Origin of the sequence: Sphingopyxis sp. C-1, from assembly GCF_001047015.1 — a bacterium.
In the GTDB taxonomy this organism is placed as follows: domain Bacteria; phylum Pseudomonadota; class Alphaproteobacteria; order Sphingomonadales; family Sphingomonadaceae; genus Sphingopyxis.
In genome coordinates, this window is sequence record NZ_BBRO01000001.1 from 2,550,031 (window position 1) to 2,566,340 (window position 16,310).

General features: G+C 63.9%; 17 protein-coding genes. 7 read left to right on the forward strand and 10 right to left on the reverse strand.

Annotated features, from left to right (window positions below; translation table 11 throughout):
* The first annotated feature begins 100 nt into the window (after nucleotides 1-100).
* Nucleotides 101-952 carry an N-carbamoylputrescine amidase gene (gene aguB, locus SC1_RS12020; protein ID WP_062184048.1) on the forward strand — a complete coding sequence of 284 codons (852 nt, stop codon included), beginning with the start codon at nucleotides 101-103 and terminating at the stop codon, nucleotides 950-952.
* 9 nt (nucleotides 953-961) lie between these two features.
* Here the strand turns inward: aguB and SC1_RS12025 are convergent, their stop codons facing one another.
* Complete coding sequence (locus tag SC1_RS12025) at nucleotides 962-1,735, reverse strand: alpha/beta fold hydrolase (protein ID WP_062181872.1); 774 nt, start codon at nucleotides 1,733-1,735, stop codon at nucleotides 962-964.
* 135 nt (nucleotides 1,736-1,870) lie between these two features.
* Between SC1_RS12025 and SC1_RS12030 the strand changes: the two genes are divergently transcribed.
* Nucleotides 1,871-2,515 carry an FABP family protein gene (locus tag SC1_RS12030; protein WP_062181875.1) on the forward strand — a complete coding sequence of 215 codons (645 nt, stop codon included), beginning with the start codon at nucleotides 1,871-1,873 and terminating at the stop codon, nucleotides 2,513-2,515.
* A gap of 4 nt (nucleotides 2,516-2,519) precedes the next feature.
* On the opposite strand, the gene SC1_RS12035 is transcribed toward SC1_RS12030, so the two are convergent.
* On the reverse strand, nucleotides 2,520-3,140 hold the full coding sequence (locus tag SC1_RS12035; RefSeq protein ID WP_062181878.1) for a PilZ domain-containing protein: 621 nt from the start codon (nucleotides 3,138-3,140) through the stop codon (nucleotides 2,520-2,522).
* A gap of 693 nt (nucleotides 3,141-3,833) precedes the next feature.
* On the opposite strand from SC1_RS12035, the gene SC1_RS12040 reads away from it, so the two are divergent.
* From SC1_RS12040 to SC1_RS12060, 5 genes are all read left to right on the forward strand, one after another.
* On the forward strand, nucleotides 3,834-4,706 hold the full coding sequence (locus SC1_RS12040) for a TauD/TfdA family dioxygenase (RefSeq protein ID WP_062181880.1): 873 nt from the start codon (nucleotides 3,834-3,836) through the stop codon (nucleotides 4,704-4,706).
* A 13-nt stretch (nucleotides 4,707-4,719) separates the two neighbouring features.
* Complete coding sequence (locus tag SC1_RS12045; RefSeq protein WP_062181882.1) at nucleotides 4,720-5,703, forward strand: ABC transporter substrate-binding protein; 984 nt, start codon at nucleotides 4,720-4,722, stop codon at nucleotides 5,701-5,703.
* Nucleotides 5,700-6,545: an ABC transporter permease gene (locus SC1_RS12050; RefSeq protein ID WP_062181885.1), complete on the forward strand. Its 846-nt coding sequence runs from the start codon at nucleotides 5,700-5,702 to the stop codon at nucleotides 6,543-6,545. The genes SC1_RS12045 and SC1_RS12050 overlap by 4 nt, the downstream gene beginning before the upstream one ends.
* 11 nt (nucleotides 6,546-6,556) lie before the next feature.
* Nucleotides 6,557-7,327 carry an ABC transporter ATP-binding protein gene (locus tag SC1_RS12055; RefSeq protein WP_062181888.1) on the forward strand — a complete coding sequence of 257 codons (771 nt, stop codon included), beginning with the start codon at nucleotides 6,557-6,559 and terminating at the stop codon, nucleotides 7,325-7,327.
* A gap of 79 nt (nucleotides 7,328-7,406) precedes the next feature.
* Nucleotides 7,407-8,663 (forward strand): dicarboxylate/amino acid:cation symporter, encoded by a 1,257-nt coding sequence (locus SC1_RS12060; RefSeq protein ID WP_062181891.1) that lies wholly within the window; start codon nucleotides 7,407-7,409, stop codon nucleotides 8,661-8,663.
* Here the strand turns inward: SC1_RS12060 and SC1_RS12065 are convergent.
* Genes SC1_RS12065 through phhA form a run of 8 tightly spaced genes read right to left on the reverse strand, consistent with a single transcriptional unit; the run spans nucleotide 8,657 to nucleotide 16,126 of the window.
* On the reverse strand, nucleotides 8,657-9,409 hold the full coding sequence (locus SC1_RS12065) for an Asp/Glu racemase (protein WP_062181894.1): 753 nt from the start codon (nucleotides 9,407-9,409) through the stop codon (nucleotides 8,657-8,659). The two genes, SC1_RS12060 and SC1_RS12065, sit on opposite strands and share 7 nt — an antisense overlap.
* A 10-nt stretch (nucleotides 9,410-9,419) precedes the next feature.
* The gene (locus SC1_RS12070; RefSeq protein ID WP_062181897.1) at nucleotides 9,420-10,328 is read right to left on the reverse strand and encodes a fumarylacetoacetate hydrolase family protein; all 909 of its coding nucleotides are present in this window, start codon (nucleotides 10,326-10,328) and stop codon (nucleotides 9,420-9,422) included.
* A 16-nt stretch (nucleotides 10,329-10,344) separates the two neighbouring features.
* Nucleotides 10,345-11,478 (reverse strand): cupin domain-containing protein, encoded by a 1,134-nt coding sequence (locus SC1_RS12075; protein ID WP_062184051.1) that lies wholly within the window; start codon nucleotides 11,476-11,478, stop codon nucleotides 10,345-10,347.
* On the reverse strand, nucleotides 11,478-12,491 hold the full coding sequence (locus tag SC1_RS12080; protein WP_062181900.1) for a carbon-nitrogen hydrolase family protein: 1,014 nt from the start codon (nucleotides 12,489-12,491) through the stop codon (nucleotides 11,478-11,480). Before SC1_RS12080 ends, SC1_RS12075 begins: the two co-directional genes overlap by 1 nt.
* Nucleotides 12,488-13,729: a kynureninase gene (kynU, locus tag SC1_RS12085; protein ID WP_062181903.1), complete on the reverse strand. Its 1,242-nt coding sequence runs from the start codon at nucleotides 13,727-13,729 to the stop codon at nucleotides 12,488-12,490. The genes SC1_RS12080 and kynU overlap by 4 nt, the downstream gene beginning before the upstream one ends.
* Entirely contained in the window at nucleotides 13,726-14,355 is a 630-nt protein-coding gene (kynB, locus tag SC1_RS12090; RefSeq protein WP_062181906.1) for an arylformamidase, read from the reverse strand. Before kynB ends, kynU begins: the two co-directional genes overlap by 4 nt.
* Complete coding sequence (locus tag SC1_RS12095; protein ID WP_062181910.1) at nucleotides 14,352-15,257, reverse strand: tryptophan 2,3-dioxygenase; 906 nt, start codon at nucleotides 15,255-15,257, stop codon at nucleotides 14,352-14,354. The genes kynB and SC1_RS12095 overlap by 4 nt, the downstream gene beginning before the upstream one ends.
* Complete coding sequence (phhA, locus tag SC1_RS12100; protein WP_062181913.1) at nucleotides 15,254-16,126, reverse strand: phenylalanine 4-monooxygenase; 873 nt, start codon at nucleotides 16,124-16,126, stop codon at nucleotides 15,254-15,256. Before phhA ends, SC1_RS12095 begins: the two co-directional genes overlap by 4 nt.
* Nucleotides 16,127-16,310 lie beyond the last annotated feature (184 nt).

The following is a 16,310-nucleotide window of genomic DNA, read 5'->3' on the forward strand; positions in this document are numbered from 1 at the left end:
CTCATCGTCATCCCGGCGAAGGCCGGGATGACGGGAGAAGGTGGCGCCCGAACGCAGCTTTTGCTCTGGCAAGATGCGCAGGCTCGCTTATATCCGCCCCATGACCCGCACCATCACCGTCGCCGCGTTGCAGCTTCCCCTGCCCGGCCCCGTCGAGCCCAATATCGAGGCCGTCACCGCGCTCGTCGAGGAAGCGGCCGCGAAGGGCGCACAAGTCATCCTGCCGCCCGAACTCTTTGAAGGCCCCTATTTCTGTCAGGTCGAGGAAGAAGAGCTGTTCGCCAACGCCCGACCGACCGCCGAGCACCCCAGCGTCCTCGCGATGCAGGCGCTTGCGGCAAAGCTGAAGGTCGCGATCCCGACGAGCTATTTCGAAAAGGACGGGCCGCATTATTACAATACGCTCGCGATGATCGGCCCCGACGGGGCGATCATGGGGACGTATCGCAAAAGCCACATCCCCGACGGTCCGGGCTATGAGGAAAAATATTATTTCCGCCCCGGCAATACCGGCTTCAAGGTGTGGGACGTTTTCGGGACGCGCATCGGCATCGGCGTCTGCTGGGATCAATGGTATCCAGAATGCGCGCGCGCGATGGCGCTGATGGGCGCCGAATTGCTGTTCTATCCGACCGCAATCGGAAGCGAGCCCTATGACGCGGACCTCGACACCAGCCGCATGTGGCGCCGCGCGATGCAGGGGCATAGCGTGTCGAACTGCATGCCGGTGATTGCTGCAAACCGCATCGGGCCAGAGGGTGACGCCAATTTCTATGGCCACAGCTTCATCACCGACGAATGGGGCGACATGACGCAAGCGTTCGGTGCGGCCGAAACCGGAGTCCTGACCCAGACGATCGACCTCGACCGCGCAGCGAAGCATCGCGCAGGCATGGGCTTTTTCCGCGACCGCCGACCACAGCTCTACGGCCGGCTGGTCGAGGACATCTGACCCGCGGCGTCAGGCGGCGCTCGCGGCCTCGACGATCAGCCTCATGATCGCCTCAGGCTGCGAAATCATCGACAGGTGGCTCGCCTTGAGTTCGATCGTCTTCGCACCCATCCGTTTCGCCATGAAGCGTTCGAGATCGGGATTGATCGTGCGGTCCTCGCTCGACACGGCATAGAAGCTGGGTTTCGACCGCCAAGCCGCCTGCGTGACTTGCCCGCTCAGCAACGCCCGCTGAAAAGGCTGCTGCACCGCATAGAGCAGCCGCGCTTTCGCTTCCGGCAGATCGCCGGCAAAATCGCGCAGGAATGCCGCTTCACTCAACCGCCCTTCGTCACCGTCATAGACGATGCCTGCCGTCGCCGGCGGCGTCGGATATTCCTTCGCCAGCGCGGCATAATTCTCGTTCGCGTCAGGCGCCCGCGCCGCGACATAGACCAGCGAAGCGACATTCGGATGCACGCCGGCCTGCGTCACGAGCATGCCGCCGAAACTATGGCCAACGAGGACCGTGGGCCCGTCCTGCCGCGCCAGAACGCGTTCGGCGGCAGCGACCGACTCGTCGAGCGTCGTCAGCGGATTTTGCACCGAGGTCGTGTTGAAGCCCAGCGCCTGCAGCCGCGATATCACGTCGGTCCAGCAGGAGCCGTCGGCAAAGAGCCCATGAACGAACACGATATTGAGTGCCTTGACCCCGGGCGGCGTGGCCCCTCGCGTGGCCCCCATCAGGAGCGGGGCAGCCGCACCGGCGATGACGGCAGCGGAAAAATCACGGCGGTTCATCATGGCCTCTCTCCCGACGCACGATCGATATGGACGGGATAGACGGCGGCACCTTTCCTGCGAACCCACACCTTGGTTTGGTTTGCTTTAGCCGCCGACGCGGGCAATAGCGGATGGAGACAAGAGCGGGGAAACAACATGGATATTCCGGAAGACATCTTCACCGAGCCCGAGGACGTCGATCCCGAGACGCTGGCAAATCTCGGTCCGCTCGCGCGGCTTGCGGGAATCTGGGAAGGCGAGCGCGGCGTCGATATCAATCCCAAGGCGGACGGTCCGGAGACGCGGAAATATTACGAACGGATCGAAATGCAGCCGATCGACCCGCAGGCGAACGGGCCCCAGCTATTCTATGGCCTGCGCTACCATCAACACGTCAACACGCGCGAAGAAGACATCAGCTTCCACGACCAGGTCGGCTATTGGCTCTATGAAGCATCGACGGGGCTGATCTTGCAGACGCTGGCGATCCCGCGCGGCCAGATCGCGATTGCGTCGGGACATGCCGAGCCCGACGCGAAGCGGCTCGTCGTCAAGGCGGAGCGCGGCCAGACCGAATATGGCATCTGCTCGACGAGTTTCCTCGACCTCGCCTTTCGCACCGACGCCTATCAGCTGATGATCGATTTCCACGACGACGGATCGTGGAGCTATGTGTCGGATACGACATTGATGGTGAAGGGCCGCGACGAGCCTTTCCTGCATCGCGACCGCAATATGCTGGTGAAGGTCGCCGAGCCCGATCTCAATCCCTGGGCGAAGATCGTCCGGGGCGCCGCCTGAGGCATCAGCCGTCGAAGCGGTGGATACTTTCCAAGTCGGAGCGGTCGAGTGGCTGCGTCAGCCACAATCCACCGCGCCCGGCGCGTGACCAGCGGACGATCGCACGGCGCTTGACCCCGCCGGCGAGCACCAGGTCGAACTCCTTGCCGACCTCCAGATGGCCGTCGTGGATGAAGCCCGCACCATTTTGCGAGAGATCGACGAGTTCGATCTGGCTCGTGCCCTCGTCGTTGATCGCCTGCGCTCTTGTGCTGACCGGCAGACGCGGCTGGCGATAGCCGGACCCGCGCTGTTCGGCCGCCAATTGCTTCAGCACGTCGGCGACATCGACTTCCTTGTCGAACGCAACGCCGCAGCGGCCGGCATCGGACCAGACGACTTCGCCGCGTATCACGACCGTATCCGACAGCGATATCTCAAGCTTTTCGCCGATATTGATCGGAACGTCGGCGGCGAGCATCATGCCCTTGTCGGAAATATTCCGCACCCGCCACAATCCTGCATCGCCGTTGCGCACCACTTTGGCGATCCGCCAGACGGTACGATAACGATCGCCGCCACGACGATCGCCGTCCGCCTCGCTCTGCTGCTCCTCAATCGGATCGGAGAAGCGACGTTGGTTCATGTCATATACCTTATCGAAGCAGCACCGAACGGAAGCAAAACTTCCTATCTATACTGCGAAATACACAATCCCCACCACGCCGCATTACTTGAATTAGACTTATAATTCAATGATAGCGCGGATCATAGTTAACCCCACCTCGGTCAGAAAAATACGAAAGCATCCGCGGTCCCGGTGGTCGTTAGACAGCGAAGTTTTCGTATTTACACAATTTACGGTGCGATCCCGCCCGGATTAAGTGCCAAAATGACGTCTTTCAGATGGTGGGATCGAGGCCCTTCACCCCCATCGCGACAGGCCGGTCGAACCGAGCGGCGCTTTTCGCCATGAAAGCGAAACTACGCTTGACGCCAACAACTCTACCGATCAAGTTGAGTTGCCGGCTCTGATCCCGACCGGCAGCGCATTTTTCCCGGGATCCGCGGCTTTTGACCGGGAAGCAGCTTGCTCCGCGTTACCAACGGCTAAAGCGCGCGATGCTCAGGCGACAGCGCCAGGTATCGTGTTCCCCTCATTCGATGAGGCGATACGATGCAATATTTCCAGCCGCGATAGCGACCGCGAGCCGACAAAGGCGCGCCACTCTCGCCCTGAGCGCTCGCCATAGCCCAGCCTTCTCCCGGCATCGCCGCCGCGCGACCGCCGCCCCTTTCGCGCGCCCCGCCGGCGCCATCCCGCAACGAGGATAAATCCATGACAGTCCAGACGCTTGAGCATGACACCGCCACCACCCTCTTCGACATCACTCCGCTGCAGCCGAGCCTGGGCGCGCAAATCAGCGGAATCGACCTCACAGAGCTACTCGACCGCCCGACCTATGACGCGCTGCGCGCCGCGCTCCTCCAGTATAAGGTGCTCTTTTTCCGCGATCAGAATCTGACGCGCGAACAGCATATCGCGCTCGGCGCGGCCTTTGGCGACCTTGAGGAACATCCGGTCTTTTCGCTGCCCGACTATCCGCAAATCCTGCCGCTGATCTCGCAGGAACTGAAGGGCAAGTACCGCCAGTCGACCGACAGCAATTGGCACGCCGACACGACCTTCCGCACCGAACCCTCGGCGGCGTCGATCCTGATCCAGCGCGTCTCTCCCTCGCTCGGCGGCGATACGGTGTTTGCCAATGCCGTCGCGGCTTACGAGACGCTCGATGAGGAGACGAAGGCACGGATCGACGGCCTCACCGCGATCCATGATCCAAGCGTCTTCATCCAGTTTCTCGATACCGAGGAGAAAAAGGACGCCCTGCGCAACAGCTTCCCGCCGGTCGAACACCCCGTCGTGCGCATCCATCCCGAAACGGGCGAGAAGGTGCTCTACGTCAATTCGGTGTTCACCCGCTACATCGTCGGACTGCCCGAGGATGAGAGCAAGGCTCTGCTGACGCGCCTGTTCGACCAGGTCAAGCGTCCCGAATTCCAGGTGCGGTGGAGCTGGCGGCCCGGATCGATCGCCTTCTGGGACAATCGCGCAACGCAGCACTATGCCGTCCCCGACTATAGCGAAGCGCGCCACATGGAGCGTGTGACGATCGTCGGCGACCGCCCGGTCGGCCCGAGTGCGGCCTGATCCGGCGCCCCAGATGAAACTCTCCCTCACCCCCTTTCGCACGCTAGTCGCGGGCGCCTTCCTGTCGCTCGCGGCCTGCGGCGGCGCGCCCGATGGCGGCACGACGATCAAGATCGGCGACCAGCTCCACGCGCTCAAATCCTCGCTCGACGTTTCGGGCGAAGGCCAGCCGACCGATTACAAGATCGAATGGGCCAATTTCGTCGGCGGCCCGCCGATCATCGCGGCGCAGACGGGCGGATCGCTCGATGTGGGCTGGATGGCCGAAACCCCGCTGATCTTTGCGCAGGCCGCGGGCAGCCCGGTAAAGGTCGTCGCGGTCAGCAAGACCGTCGACGGCGGCGGATCGCCATATGCTTTGGTGGTAAAACCGGACTCGCCGATCCGCAGCATCGCCGACCTCAAAGGCAAGTCGGTGTCGTTCATGAAGGGCACGGTGCTGCATTATTTCGTCGCGCGGCTGCTCGATAAACAAGGCCTGTCGCTGAAAGACATCAAGCCAGTGCAGGCGACCGGCTTCGGCACCGGGCTGCTCGACAAGGGTTCGGCCGACGCCATCACGATCGGCGAGCCCTATCTGACGCAGGCGCTCGACGCCGGTAAGGTGCGCGTGCTCGCCAGCGGCGCGCCGCCCAACACGCCGGGGTTCTTCTACCTCGTTGCATCCGACGCAGCGCTCGCCGATCCGGTGAAGGCAAAGGCGATCGGCGACCTTGTCGCACGCGCCGCGCGCGCGACCCGCTGGCAGCGTGAGAATCCCGTCAAGGCGGCGCCCGCCCTCGCCAAACGCTACAATGTCGACGCAAAGATCGCGGAAAAGATCATCACGCGCGCCCCCGCCAGCTATGCGCCGATCAGCGACGCGATCATCGCGGCGCATCAGGACGAGGCCGATCTGTTCTTCAAGGAAGGGCTGATCCGCAAGAAGCTCGACGCCTCGCAAATCTTCGACAAGCGCTACGACGATATTGTCATAGCGCAGGAGGCGGCGAAGTGAACGCGCCCACGCCCATCGCCCTCGCCGGCGATCCCGGCAGGCTGGTACAGCCGGTTGTCCGCAAGGCCGGAACCCGCTCGGAACGCTTCTCCTTCGCGCGCCGCGCAACGGGCCCGCTAATCATCGTCGCGCTGTGGGCAGTCTCGACCAGCGCAGGGTGGATCGATCCGTCGATCCTCCCCTCACCCGCCGGGCTCGTGGCGGGGTGGCAGCAATTGTGGACCGAACAAGCGCTTGCCTCACAGATTGCGACGTCGCTCACCCGCGCGCTCGTCGGCGGCGCGGTCGGCATCATCTTCGGGCTCATCCTCGGGACGATCGCCGGCCTGTCGAAGCTCGGCGAGGAACTGTTCGACGCGCTGCTCCAGATGCTACGCACCATCCCCTTTCTCGCGCTCGTCCCGCTGTTCATCGTCTGGTTCGGGATCGGCGAGGCGCCCAAGCTGCTCCTCATCGCGCTCGCGACGATGTTCCCGATGTATCTCAACACCTATGCCGGAGTGCGCAACGTCGACCGCAAGGTGATCGAGGCGATGCGCAGCTTCGGTCTCGGGGGCGGCCGCCTGATCTTCGAAGTCGTGCTGCCGCTCGCGCTGCCGCAGATTTTCACCGGGCTGCGCTTTGCGCTCGGGGTCTCGGTGCTCGTTCTGATCGCCGCCGAACAGATCAATGCCTCGGCCGGCCTCGGCTACCTGCTCAACAGTGCGCAAATGTACCAGCAGGTCGACGTCATCCTGATCTGCATCGCCATCTACGCAGTGCTCGGCCTCAGCGCCGACCTGATCGTCCGCTCGCTCGAACGGCTGTTCATGCCGTGGCGCGCGGGTGTCGCAATCCGATAGGAGACTTATCGATGTCCGCCGTTCTCTCGATCGATTTCGCCGCCGCCGAGCGTGTCGCCGCTCCCGACTTTTCGCACCGCCCGGTTGCGGTCGAGGTCAGCGACGTCAGCCGCAATTTCACCGGTGCCAACGTCCTAGATAGCCTGAACCTGACGATCCACAGCGGCGAATTCGTCGCGCTGCTCGGTGCATCGGGCAGCGGCAAGACGACCTTGCTGCGCATTCTCGCCGGGCTCGATGCCCCCGACGGCGGCGAAGCCTGGGTTCCCGAGGCGCGCACCGTCGTGTTCCAGGAACCGCGCCTCGTCCAGTCGAAGAGCGTGTGGAGGAATGTCGTGATCGGCCTGTCGGGCAACGACGCGTCGCGCGAACGCGCCGAATCCGCGCTCGCCGAGGTCGGGCTCGACCATCGCACCGATGCCTGGCCCGCGACGCTGTCGGGCGGCGAGGCGCAGCGTGCCGCGCTGGCGCGGGCCCTGGTGCGCGAACCGCGTCTGCTGCTGCTCGACGAGCCCTTTGCGGCGCTCGATGCGCTGACGCGGCTCAAGATGCAGCGGCTGATTGGCGAACTATGTCAGGCGCACGGCCCCGCGACGCTGCTCGTCACGCACGATGTCGAGGAAGCCATCCTGCTCGCCGACCGCATCCTCGTGCTAAAGGAAGGGCAGATCGGCTTTGACACGCGCGTCCGCCTGCCGCATCCGCGCCGCGCGGGCGGCGACGAGTTCGATGCGCTGCGCGATACTTTGCTCGCCGAACTGGGCGTGCCGCAGGCGCACTGACGCTCGGCTACCGAACACAGCAAAGGCTTTGACCGCCCCAGCATGCATCGGCATGCTGGGGTCAGGGGGATTTCGACTCATGGTAATTTCGCGCGCGCGGGCCTGGGCCACGCGCATGCCCGGATCGGGCTGGATGATCGTCGCGCTCGTCGCGGGTTTCACGATCGGCACCTTCGTTGCGACATCTTCGCCGGTGGTAGAGGCGGCGCAACTGGTCGGCGGCATCTGGCTCGACGGGCTGCGCATGACGATCGTCCCGCTGATCTTCGCGCTCGTCGCGACCGGCGTCGCCAGCCTTGGCATGGGCGACCATCATAAAGCCGCACGGCTCGGGCGCCGCCTGCCGCTGGTGCTGATCGGCCTGCTGATCGTCTCGGCGGTCATCGGCGCCCTGATGGTCCCGCCGCTGCTCGGCGCCGTCGCGATCGCACCCGCCGATATCGCCGCGCTTCGCACCCTCTTCCCGGCGCCGCCCGCGCCAGCGGTTCCCGGAGCGGCCGAGACGGTACGCGCAATGATCCCGACCAATGTCGTGGCGTCGGCGGCCGAAGGCGCGGTCCTGCCGCTCGTCATTTTCGCGCTCGTGCTGGGCCTTGCGGTCGGCAAGATCGACCGCGACCGCGCCGAGGCGGTCATCCAGCCGCTCCGCGGTCTTGCCGATGCGATGATCGTCGTCGTCGGCTGGGTGCTCCGCGTCGCGCCCATCGGCATCTTCGCGCTCGCACTGGCGATCGGCGCGACCGTCGGCACCGCGGTGCTCGCGATCCTCGCCCAATATCTCGCCATCTCGATATCGGTGACGCTGGTGCTGATCGTCCTCGGCTATGCTATCGCCCGCTTCGCCGGAGGCATTCCACTCGGCCGCTTTGCGCGCGCCATGGCCCCGGCGCAGGCGATTGCCGCGAGCACCCAATCCTCGATCGCGACACTGCCCGCGATGATGGTCAGCGCCGATCGCGTCGGCATCGAGGAGCGCAACGCCGCGGCGATCCTGCCGATGGCGGTCGCGACGTTCAAGATTACGGCTCCGTCGAACACGGTGATGATGGCGCTGGCGCTCGCGTGGATGGCGGGCGTCGAAGTCTCGCCGCTGCAACTCGCGGTCGCCTTGCCGCTCGCTGTGCTGTCGTCGCTGGCGATCCTCGGCATGCCGGGCCAGATCAGCTTCTATGCGTCGGTCGCACCGACTGCCATCGCAATTGGCGCGCCGATCGAACTGCTACCGATTTTGCTCGCGATCGACGTCATCCCCGACATGTTCCGCACGGTCGCCAATGTGACGCATGATGTCGCCGCCGCGGCAACCATTGCGCCGCCCGTCGCGGCGGATCAATAGCGGCCGGACAGCAGCGCCCCGGCGCCCGGAACCTGTGTCGACAGCCCCAGCCGTGTGAGCATCTGGTGCGCGGTGCAGATCGCCGCGGAGACGACGGGCAAGCCGATTGCATCCTCGATCTTCTGCACCGACGGCAGCGAGGGCATTTGGACGCACGCCGACAGCACCAGCGCGTCGATACCGGTCAGGTCCAGCCTTTTGTAATGATCGAGCAGGTTGGCCGGATCCTGCGCCGCGACTTCCAGATTGTCAGGAATTTCCAGCGCAAGCCAGTCGCTTACCTCGACACCCTCATCCTGAATGTAGGAAATGACCATTTGCGTCAGCGGCTTCATATAGGGCGCGACGAGCGCGATGCGCTTCGCCTTCAGTGCCGCCAGCCCCTCGATCAATGCGCCGGCGCTGGTGACGACGGGCGCGGCGCGGCCATTATCGACCGTGCGTTGGTGCAGCCGCGCTTCCGATACGCGATGATACCCCTTTCCCATGCTCATGATCGCGACCAGGCAGGCATAGCCGAGCACGTCGACCGCGGCGTCGGACAGTTCGAGCGCGCAGCGATCGGAATCGGCGTCCATCGCCGCAAGTTCTTCCTTCGTTACCTTTTTCATCCGCATGCGCGACGAGTGGAACGTGAAGCGTTCGGTCGCGATGGTTTCGCGGGCGCGGAGCAGCGCTGGAATCTCGGTTTCCATCGTGACGTTCGAACTGGGCACGATCTGCCCGATGCGGATGGGTCGTGTCATATCGCGCGCCTCAGACCGCGATGATCGGGTTGCGCAGGGTGCCGATGCCCTCGACGGTGCATTCGACGACATCGCCCGGCCACATGAACTCTTGCGGCTCACGCCCCGCACCAACGCCCGCCGGAGTGCCCGTCGCAATGATATCGCCCGGCTCAAGCGTCATCACGCTCGAAATGTCGGCGATCAGTTGGGGCACGTTGAACAGCATGAAGCGCGTGTTGCTGTTCTGCTTTTCGACGCCATTCACATGCGTCAGGATGTTGAGGTTGTGCGGATCGCCGATTTCGTCGGGTGTCACGATGCACGGCCCCATGGGGGCGAAGCTATCCTGCCCCTTCGACACGATCCACTGCCCCGCGCGGCGGCAATCGCGCGCCGACACGTCGTTGATCACGGTATAGCCGAACACATGGTTCAGCGCGTCACCCTCGGCGACGCGGCGCGCGGTGCTGCCGATGACCACCGCCAGTTCGGTTTCCCAGTCAAGCTGCTGCGTCACCTTCGCATTGTGACGGATCGGGTCGTTCCACGCGACGACGGCGGTAGGCGGCTTGGAGAAGATCACCGGCTGCTGCGGCAGATCGTTAGACGTATCGAGCGAGCGCGCCGATTCAGCGATATGCTCGGTATAGTTGAGACCGATTCCAAAGATATTTTTGCGCGGGCGCGGGATCGGCGCGAGCAAGCTGACATTGCCCACAGGCAGCGAGGTGCCGATCAGGTCGGCGGTGGTCGCCGCTGCTACCGCTTCCTTCAGGAAGCGAAGCGCGATCGGGCCCAGGTCGATGAAATCGAGCATCGTCGAAGGCAGATCATTGCCGATCGCATCGCCGAAATATTCGACGTCGATCACCATCCCGTCGTGGAGAAGGCCGAGCCGCGATTCGGTCTCGAGCGTGCGATAAGTCACGAAGCGCATAGATAATCCTGTCTGTTCAGGCGGGCTGGTGACCGCCATTTTCGGAATAGGGCTCCTCGATCCGGACGCCGAGCGCCTCCATCACGGGGAAATCGTTGAACGAGAAAAGGAAGGCCTCCTCCGACGCGTCGAGATTGACATGTTCGTGCCAAACCCACGCGGGCACGCAGAAAATGTCGTGCGTGCCCCAGTCGAAGCGCTCGCCGCCGATGATCGAATAGCCGCGTCCGCCCGCGACATTATAGACGACATTGCCCGTGTGGCGGTGCGCCTTGCCTCGGAACCCGGGCTTCAGCATCTGCATATGCGCGCCCATCGTCTGGAGTGCCCAGCCGCCGGTCAGCGGGTTCGAGTAACGCACCATATGCCCGTCGAACGGGGTACCGTCGGACACTTTCGCGAGGTTCCACAGCGCGTCGCGCGTCGCTTGCCAGCGATAGACCATCACTGGCGAATAGGGCTTCTCCCACGCCGGCACGCCCTCGGGCCGCAGCCCCGCGCCGCCATAGCTCAGCGGCAGGTCGTCGGCGGGAAAGGCGGCGGTCTGGGCAGGCTGGTCATAGACCGCGTAGAAATTGGTCTCGAGGCTGTTCATCAGCGGGATGTCGAGCCCGTCCTGCCAGATCGACACTTCGCCCTCGGCCATGACGCCATGGTCGTGCCAGGCGCCGTTCGGGGTCAGCACATAGTCGTTGGCGCCCAAGGTGATGTGGTGCCCATCGACGACGGTATAGGCGCCCTTCCCCTCCATGATGAAGCGATGCGCCGACGCGGTATGACGGTGCGCGGGGGTGATTTCGCCCGGCCGCATCGCCTGCATCCCGCTGAACAGCCAGCCGCACACCGCGACATTCTCGCGCCCTGCATCGCTGTCGTTGAGCAGGGTCACGACGCGGCGCCCGGCCTCCTCGGGTTTCACCAGGTCGAGCGCGCGCAGGCACATGTCGCGCATCTCGGCATAGCGCCACAGCGTCGGGCGATAGCGCGTCTCGGGCTCCCACGGCTCGATCGCATTGGCACGCTTCCAGAAGGCGCCTGCATTATGTCCCGCAAGCTCCTGATAAAAAGCTTCTAGTTCGGGCGTGTCGGTGACGCGTGCTCGCCCAAGAACATCGTCGCGCGGGTCGATGATCGTGCTGTTTACTGTCATCATGACGTCTCCTCGTCGGGATCGACGGGCCGCGGCTCGTCGACGAACAGGGCCGACGCGCGCGTGGTCCGGTCGACCGTCAGGTTGAAGATGTCGAAGCGGTTATAGCCGCCGATGATGTCGTGCATCAGCTTGGGCCGGATGCACTCGCCAAGATCGATATCGGCATAAACAATGCCCTCGTCGTCGATCAGCGCCTCGCCGACCAGATTGCCGTGCGGGTCGATGATGCCCGAAAAGGCGCTGTTCGGCCGCGACAGCAGGTCACGGTTCTGCGGCCGGTCGGCGCTCATCGCGTCGATGATTTCGGCGCTCACCGCCGAACAGGCGACGATCGTGAAAACCTTGCCCTCAAAACTGTGCGCGGTCGCGCGGATCTTGATTGCCTCGGCCATATTGTATGACGCGGGCGCGACGGGCAGCGCGATATAATTGGCAACATGCACCAGCTCGCCCTGCGAGAGCAGCGCAAAGCGCGCGAGCGTGTTGGTGTTCTCGCCGCACGCCAGCGTCCCGAGCGGCCCGACCGGCGTGTCATAGACGCGGATCGAGCTGCCGTCGCCGCCCGCCCAGGTCAGCTTCTCCGCCCAGGTCGGCACCAGCTTGCGGTGGCGCCCCAGCAGGCTGCCGTCGGCGCCGATGATGAGGTTGGTGTTATAGAGCGTCCCGACGCTCACCGAATCGCGCTCGTTGATCCCGATAACGACGGTGCAGCTATGATCCCGCGCCGCAGCGCACAGCGCGGCGACCTCGGGCCCCTCGACAAGCACCGAAGTGCGATACAAGCGCTCATGCCATTCGGCGCCCTCGATCGGCGTCATCAGCCAGTTCCAATAGGGATAGGCCGACACGAACACCTCAGGGAACGCCACAAGCTGCGCGCCATTCCCCGCCGCCTCGGCGATCAGCGCGCACGCCTTGTCGACCGTGCGCGCGGTGTCGAGGAAGACCGGCGCGGCCTGCACCGCGGCCACCCTCGATTTGGGCAGGAAAGGTGCCGACACGTCGCTCATGTCACCGCCGCCCGCTGATGATATTGCGGCTTGTCCCACGCCCGCGTCGTACAGACCTTTTCCAGCCGCCGGACGGTTTCGACAATGTCCTGATACCGCAGGTAAAGCGGCGTCAGCCCAAAGCGCAGGATATCGGGCGCGCGGAAGTCGGCGATCACGTCATATTCCTTTAGCGCCTGCACGATCTGATAGCCTTGGCGGTGCGCATAAGCGACCTGGCTGCCGCGCTCCGCATGCCCCTGCGTGCTGACCAGTTCAAAGCCATAGGCGTCGCAAAGCGGCTGCATCCGCTCGATCAAAAGATCGCCCAGCGCGAGCGACTTGCGGCGGATTTCGGCCATGTCGGCTTCGAGCATCAGGTCGACGCCGACTTCCAATGCCGACAGCCCGAGCACCGGCGGCGTACCGCACTGAAAGCGTTCGATCCCGGCGGCGGGGTCATAATCTTCCTCGAAAGCGAACGGCCGCGCGTGCCCGAACCAGCCCGACAGCACCGGCGTCGCCGCATGATGCCGCGCCGCCGCGAACAGATAGGCGGGCGCACCGGGGCCGCCGTTCAAAAACTTATATCCGCACCCGATCGCGAAATCCGCATTCGTGCCATTGAGGTCGACCGGGATCGCGCCCGCGCTGTGGCTCAAATCCCAGACGACGAGCGCGCCCGCATCATGCGCAGCGCGCGTGATCGCCGCCATGTCGCGCACGCGCCCCGACTTATAGTGGACCTGCGTGAGCAGCAGCACCGCGACATCCGCGTTCAGCGCCTCGACGATATCGTCGGGCGCGACGGTCACCGCCTTCACGCGCCCGCCCGAAAAGGCCTCGATGCCCTGCATCATATAGACGTCGGTCGGGAAGTTCGTGGCTTCGGACAGGATCACCGTCCGTTCACGCCGCAACGAAAGAGCGGCCGTCAATGCCTTGAAGATATTCACCGAAGTCGAATCGGTCGCGACGATCTCACCCGGCTTCGCGCCGATCAGTCGCCCGATCTTGTCCCCGATGCGCCGCGGCGCTGTCGACCATTCGGCCCCGAGCCACGAGGTGATCAGCCCCTCGCCCCATTCGCTGCCGACAACCTCGGCCAGCCGGTCGCCCGTCGCCTTGGGCAATGCACCCAGCGAATTGCCGTCGAGATAGATCAACCCTTCGCGCAAATGGAAGCGCTCACGGAACGGCGCAAGCGGATCGGCCGCGTCGAGCGCCGATACATCGGCGGCAAACATCGTGTCGGTCATGCGATTTCCCTCAGGATGGCGCGCACCGGACTGGCGTCGGCGCCGACGATGCGGAGCGGCAGCGCGACGAGCTCGTACCGGCCGGGCGGCACGTCATCGAGCACCAGTCCTTCCAATATCCGCATGTCGGCCGCCTTCACCGCCTGATGCGCATCGAGCGTCTTCGACTGTTCGGGGTCGAGCGAGGCGGCGTCGGTGCCGATCAGCCGCACCCCCATCGAACCCAGCCGCGCAATCACGTCGCTGGCGATGGCGGTGAAATCCGAATCCCAATGGTCGTGCGGGAATTGCTCATAGGTCCGCAGCAACACGCGCTCGGCGCCGTCGATCGCGCTCCAGTTCACGTCGGCAATCTCGACCCGTCCGCGCGCATGACGCATGTCGAGCAGCACGCATGGGCCGATATAGGCATCAAGATCGCAATCGGCCGACGAAGCGCCGTCATTGGCATAATGCAGCGGCGCATCGCCGTGCGTCCCGGCGTGCAGCGGCGTGAACATGCCGCCGACATTGACCGGACAGCCGTCGCCGATCACCGCATGACTGTGGAGCGCAAAGGCCGGCTCGCCCGGCCACACCGGCACCGCGTCGTGCAGCGGCTGTGAAATATCCCAGATCCGGCTCATGCGCCCTTCCCTTCGGCATAATCACCGCCCTCACGCGGCGCGGCCATCTCCGTTCGCATCGACCAGAGCTCGGGAAAGAAGCTGAGGCTCAGCGCCTTGACGAGATAATTAACTCCCGATGAGCCACCCGTCCCCGGCTTGTGCCCGATCACACGCGCGACGGTCTTCATGTGCTTGAAGCGCCATTCCTGGAAATAATATTCGAGCGCCGTGATCTTCTCGGCGAGCGTGTAGAGATCCCAATGTCGCTCGGGATCGGTATAGATCGCAAGCCACGCCTTCTCGACCGCATCAGAGGCTTCGTAGGGCTTGGTCCAGTCGCGCTCCAGATGATCGGCGGGAATGGCAAACCCGCGCCGCGCGAGCAGCTTCAGCAACTCGTCATAGAGCGACGGCGCCTCGAATGCGGCGCGCAACCGCGCGGTCGCTTGCGGATCGTCCTTGTGGACGATCATCATATCCTCGCGCTTGTTGCCGAGCAGATATTCAAGCTCGCGATATTGCTGCGACTGGAACCCGGAGGCGCGGCGCAGGAAACCGCGAAAGGTCAGGAAATCGTGCGGGGTCAACGTCGCGAGCACTTCCCAGCTATGGATCATATGCCGCTTGATCGTCGCGATCCGGTCGAGCCCCTTGCCCGCAATCTCCAGCCGGTCGGCCTTGATCGCATCATAAACCAGCCGCCCCTCGTGCAGTACCAGCTTCAGCCACAGCTCCATCGTCTGGTGCATGATGATGAACAGCATCTCGTCGGGCTTGTCCGACACCGGCACTTGCGCCGACAGCAATTGCGCGGTCTGCAGGTGCCGCGCATAGGTCAGGCCATTGTCCCACTGGATCGTCTCGCCGTCGATCTCGGTTTCGAAAATATCGGTGCCGCCGTCGCTCGTCTGCCTGATCATAGGGATGCCTCTCCGCTTGCCGGCGCGGCCGGCCGATCCCCTTCATAGGCGACATCGCTGCGCCAGGCATCCCCAGGGTCAAGCGCCGGTTCGCCGGCAATTTTCCGATAGATGCCGGCGAAGTCGGTTTCCTCGGTCGCGCGCAGCAACGCCTCGAAACCCTCGACGACGAAATAGGTCTGCTGGAATTCATCGAAATTGTACCGCGTACGCATCACGCGTTCGATATCCAGCCAGATGCGTTGCGGTTCGGGCGACGTCAGCGCCGACACCGTCTCGGCAAGGCTCGACATCAGGCCGCCGCCAAAAGCACGGAGCTCGCCGTCTTCGACGACCAGGCCGAACTCGACCGTATAGAGCCACAAGCGCCCAAGATAATCCGCCGCCCCCAGCTTCTCGGCACGTAGCCCCGCTTGGCCATAAGCGACCAGAAAATCTGAAAACGCCGGATCGGTCAGCATTGGAATATGCCCGAATATGTCATGAAACATATCGGGTTCTTCGCTGTACGCGATCTGCTCGGGCGGGCGGACGAAATTGGCGGCGGGAAAGCGTTTGTTGGCAAGATGCTCGAAAAAGGGTTCGTTCGGGATCCAGCCCGGCACCGCGACCACCTCCCATCCCGATGCCGGTTTCAGCAACGCGTTGAGTTCGGCGAAATCGGGAACTCCCGGCTTCAGCTCGCGCAGAATCTCAAGGCCTTCGAGGAACGACCGACATGCATAGCCATCCAGCGCCGCCGACTGTTGGTCGAACAGGGTCCGCCAGGTTTCATGCTGCCCGGCGGTAAAGCCACGCCAGTTTTGCGGCATCGTCCAATCGGCCGCGACACCTTCGGGCGGTGCATCGAAAATATGTGTCGCGGCCATCGGTCTCTCTCCAAACCTTCGGATCGAAGAGATAGCGCGGCGCCGCGCGAACATTGTGCGGATTTCACGCGAAGAGATCACGGAAAATTGGCAATCGTTCTTCAAAATATAAAAATGTCAGGAAATTGTTCTTAACATGAGGATGGTCTATCCTGATTATCGTCAAAAACCGATTCAGGGCGGA

Excerpts from the sequence above, each read along its gene's own strand:
- SC1_RS12095 (WP_062181910.1), bottom strand. The coding sequence starts at position 15,257 with ATGATCAGGCAGACGAGCGACGGCGGCACCGATATTTTCGAAACCGAG.
- SC1_RS12055 (WP_062181888.1), top strand. The coding sequence starts at position 6,557 with ATGTCCGCCGTTCTCTCGATCGATTTCGCCGCCGCCGAGCGTGTCGCC.
- SC1_RS12060 (WP_062181891.1), top strand. The coding sequence starts at position 7,407 with ATGGTAATTTCGCGCGCGCGGGCCTGGGCCACGCGCATGCCCGGATCG.
- SC1_RS12080 (WP_062181900.1), bottom strand. The coding sequence starts at position 12,491 with ATGAGCGACGTGTCGGCACCTTTCCTGCCCAAATCGAGGGTGGCCGCG.
- SC1_RS12040 (WP_062181880.1), top strand. The coding sequence starts at position 3,834 with ATGACAGTCCAGACGCTTGAGCATGACACCGCCACCACCCTCTTCGAC.
- phhA (WP_062181913.1), bottom strand. The coding sequence starts at position 16,126 with ATGGCCGCGACACATATTTTCGATGCACCGCCCGAAGGTGTCGCGGCC.
- aguB (WP_062184048.1), top strand. The coding sequence starts at position 101 with ATGACCCGCACCATCACCGTCGCCGCGTTGCAGCTTCCCCTGCCCGGC.
- SC1_RS12045 (WP_062181882.1), top strand. The coding sequence starts at position 4,720 with ATGAAACTCTCCCTCACCCCCTTTCGCACGCTAGTCGCGGGCGCCTTC.
- SC1_RS12025 (WP_062181872.1), bottom strand. The coding sequence starts at position 1,735 with ATGATGAACCGCCGTGATTTTTCCGCTGCCGTCATCGCCGGTGCGGCT.
- SC1_RS12030 (WP_062181875.1), top strand. The coding sequence starts at position 1,871 with ATGGATATTCCGGAAGACATCTTCACCGAGCCCGAGGACGTCGATCCC.
- kynB (WP_062181906.1), bottom strand. The coding sequence starts at position 14,355 with ATGAGCCGGATCTGGGATATTTCACAGCCGCTGCACGACGCGGTGCCG.
- SC1_RS12065 (WP_062181894.1), bottom strand. The coding sequence starts at position 9,409 with ATGACACGACCCATCCGCATCGGGCAGATCGTGCCCAGTTCGAACGTC.
- SC1_RS12035 (WP_062181878.1), bottom strand. The coding sequence starts at position 3,140 with ATGAACCAACGTCGCTTCTCCGATCCGATTGAGGAGCAGCAGAGCGAG.
- SC1_RS12070 (WP_062181897.1), bottom strand. The coding sequence starts at position 10,328 with ATGCGCTTCGTGACTTATCGCACGCTCGAGACCGAATCGCGGCTCGGC.
- kynU (WP_062181903.1), bottom strand. The coding sequence starts at position 13,729 with ATGACCGACACGATGTTTGCCGCCGATGTATCGGCGCTCGACGCGGCC.
- SC1_RS12075 (WP_062184051.1), bottom strand. The coding sequence starts at position 11,478 with ATGACAGTAAACAGCACGATCATCGACCCGCGCGACGATGTTCTTGGG.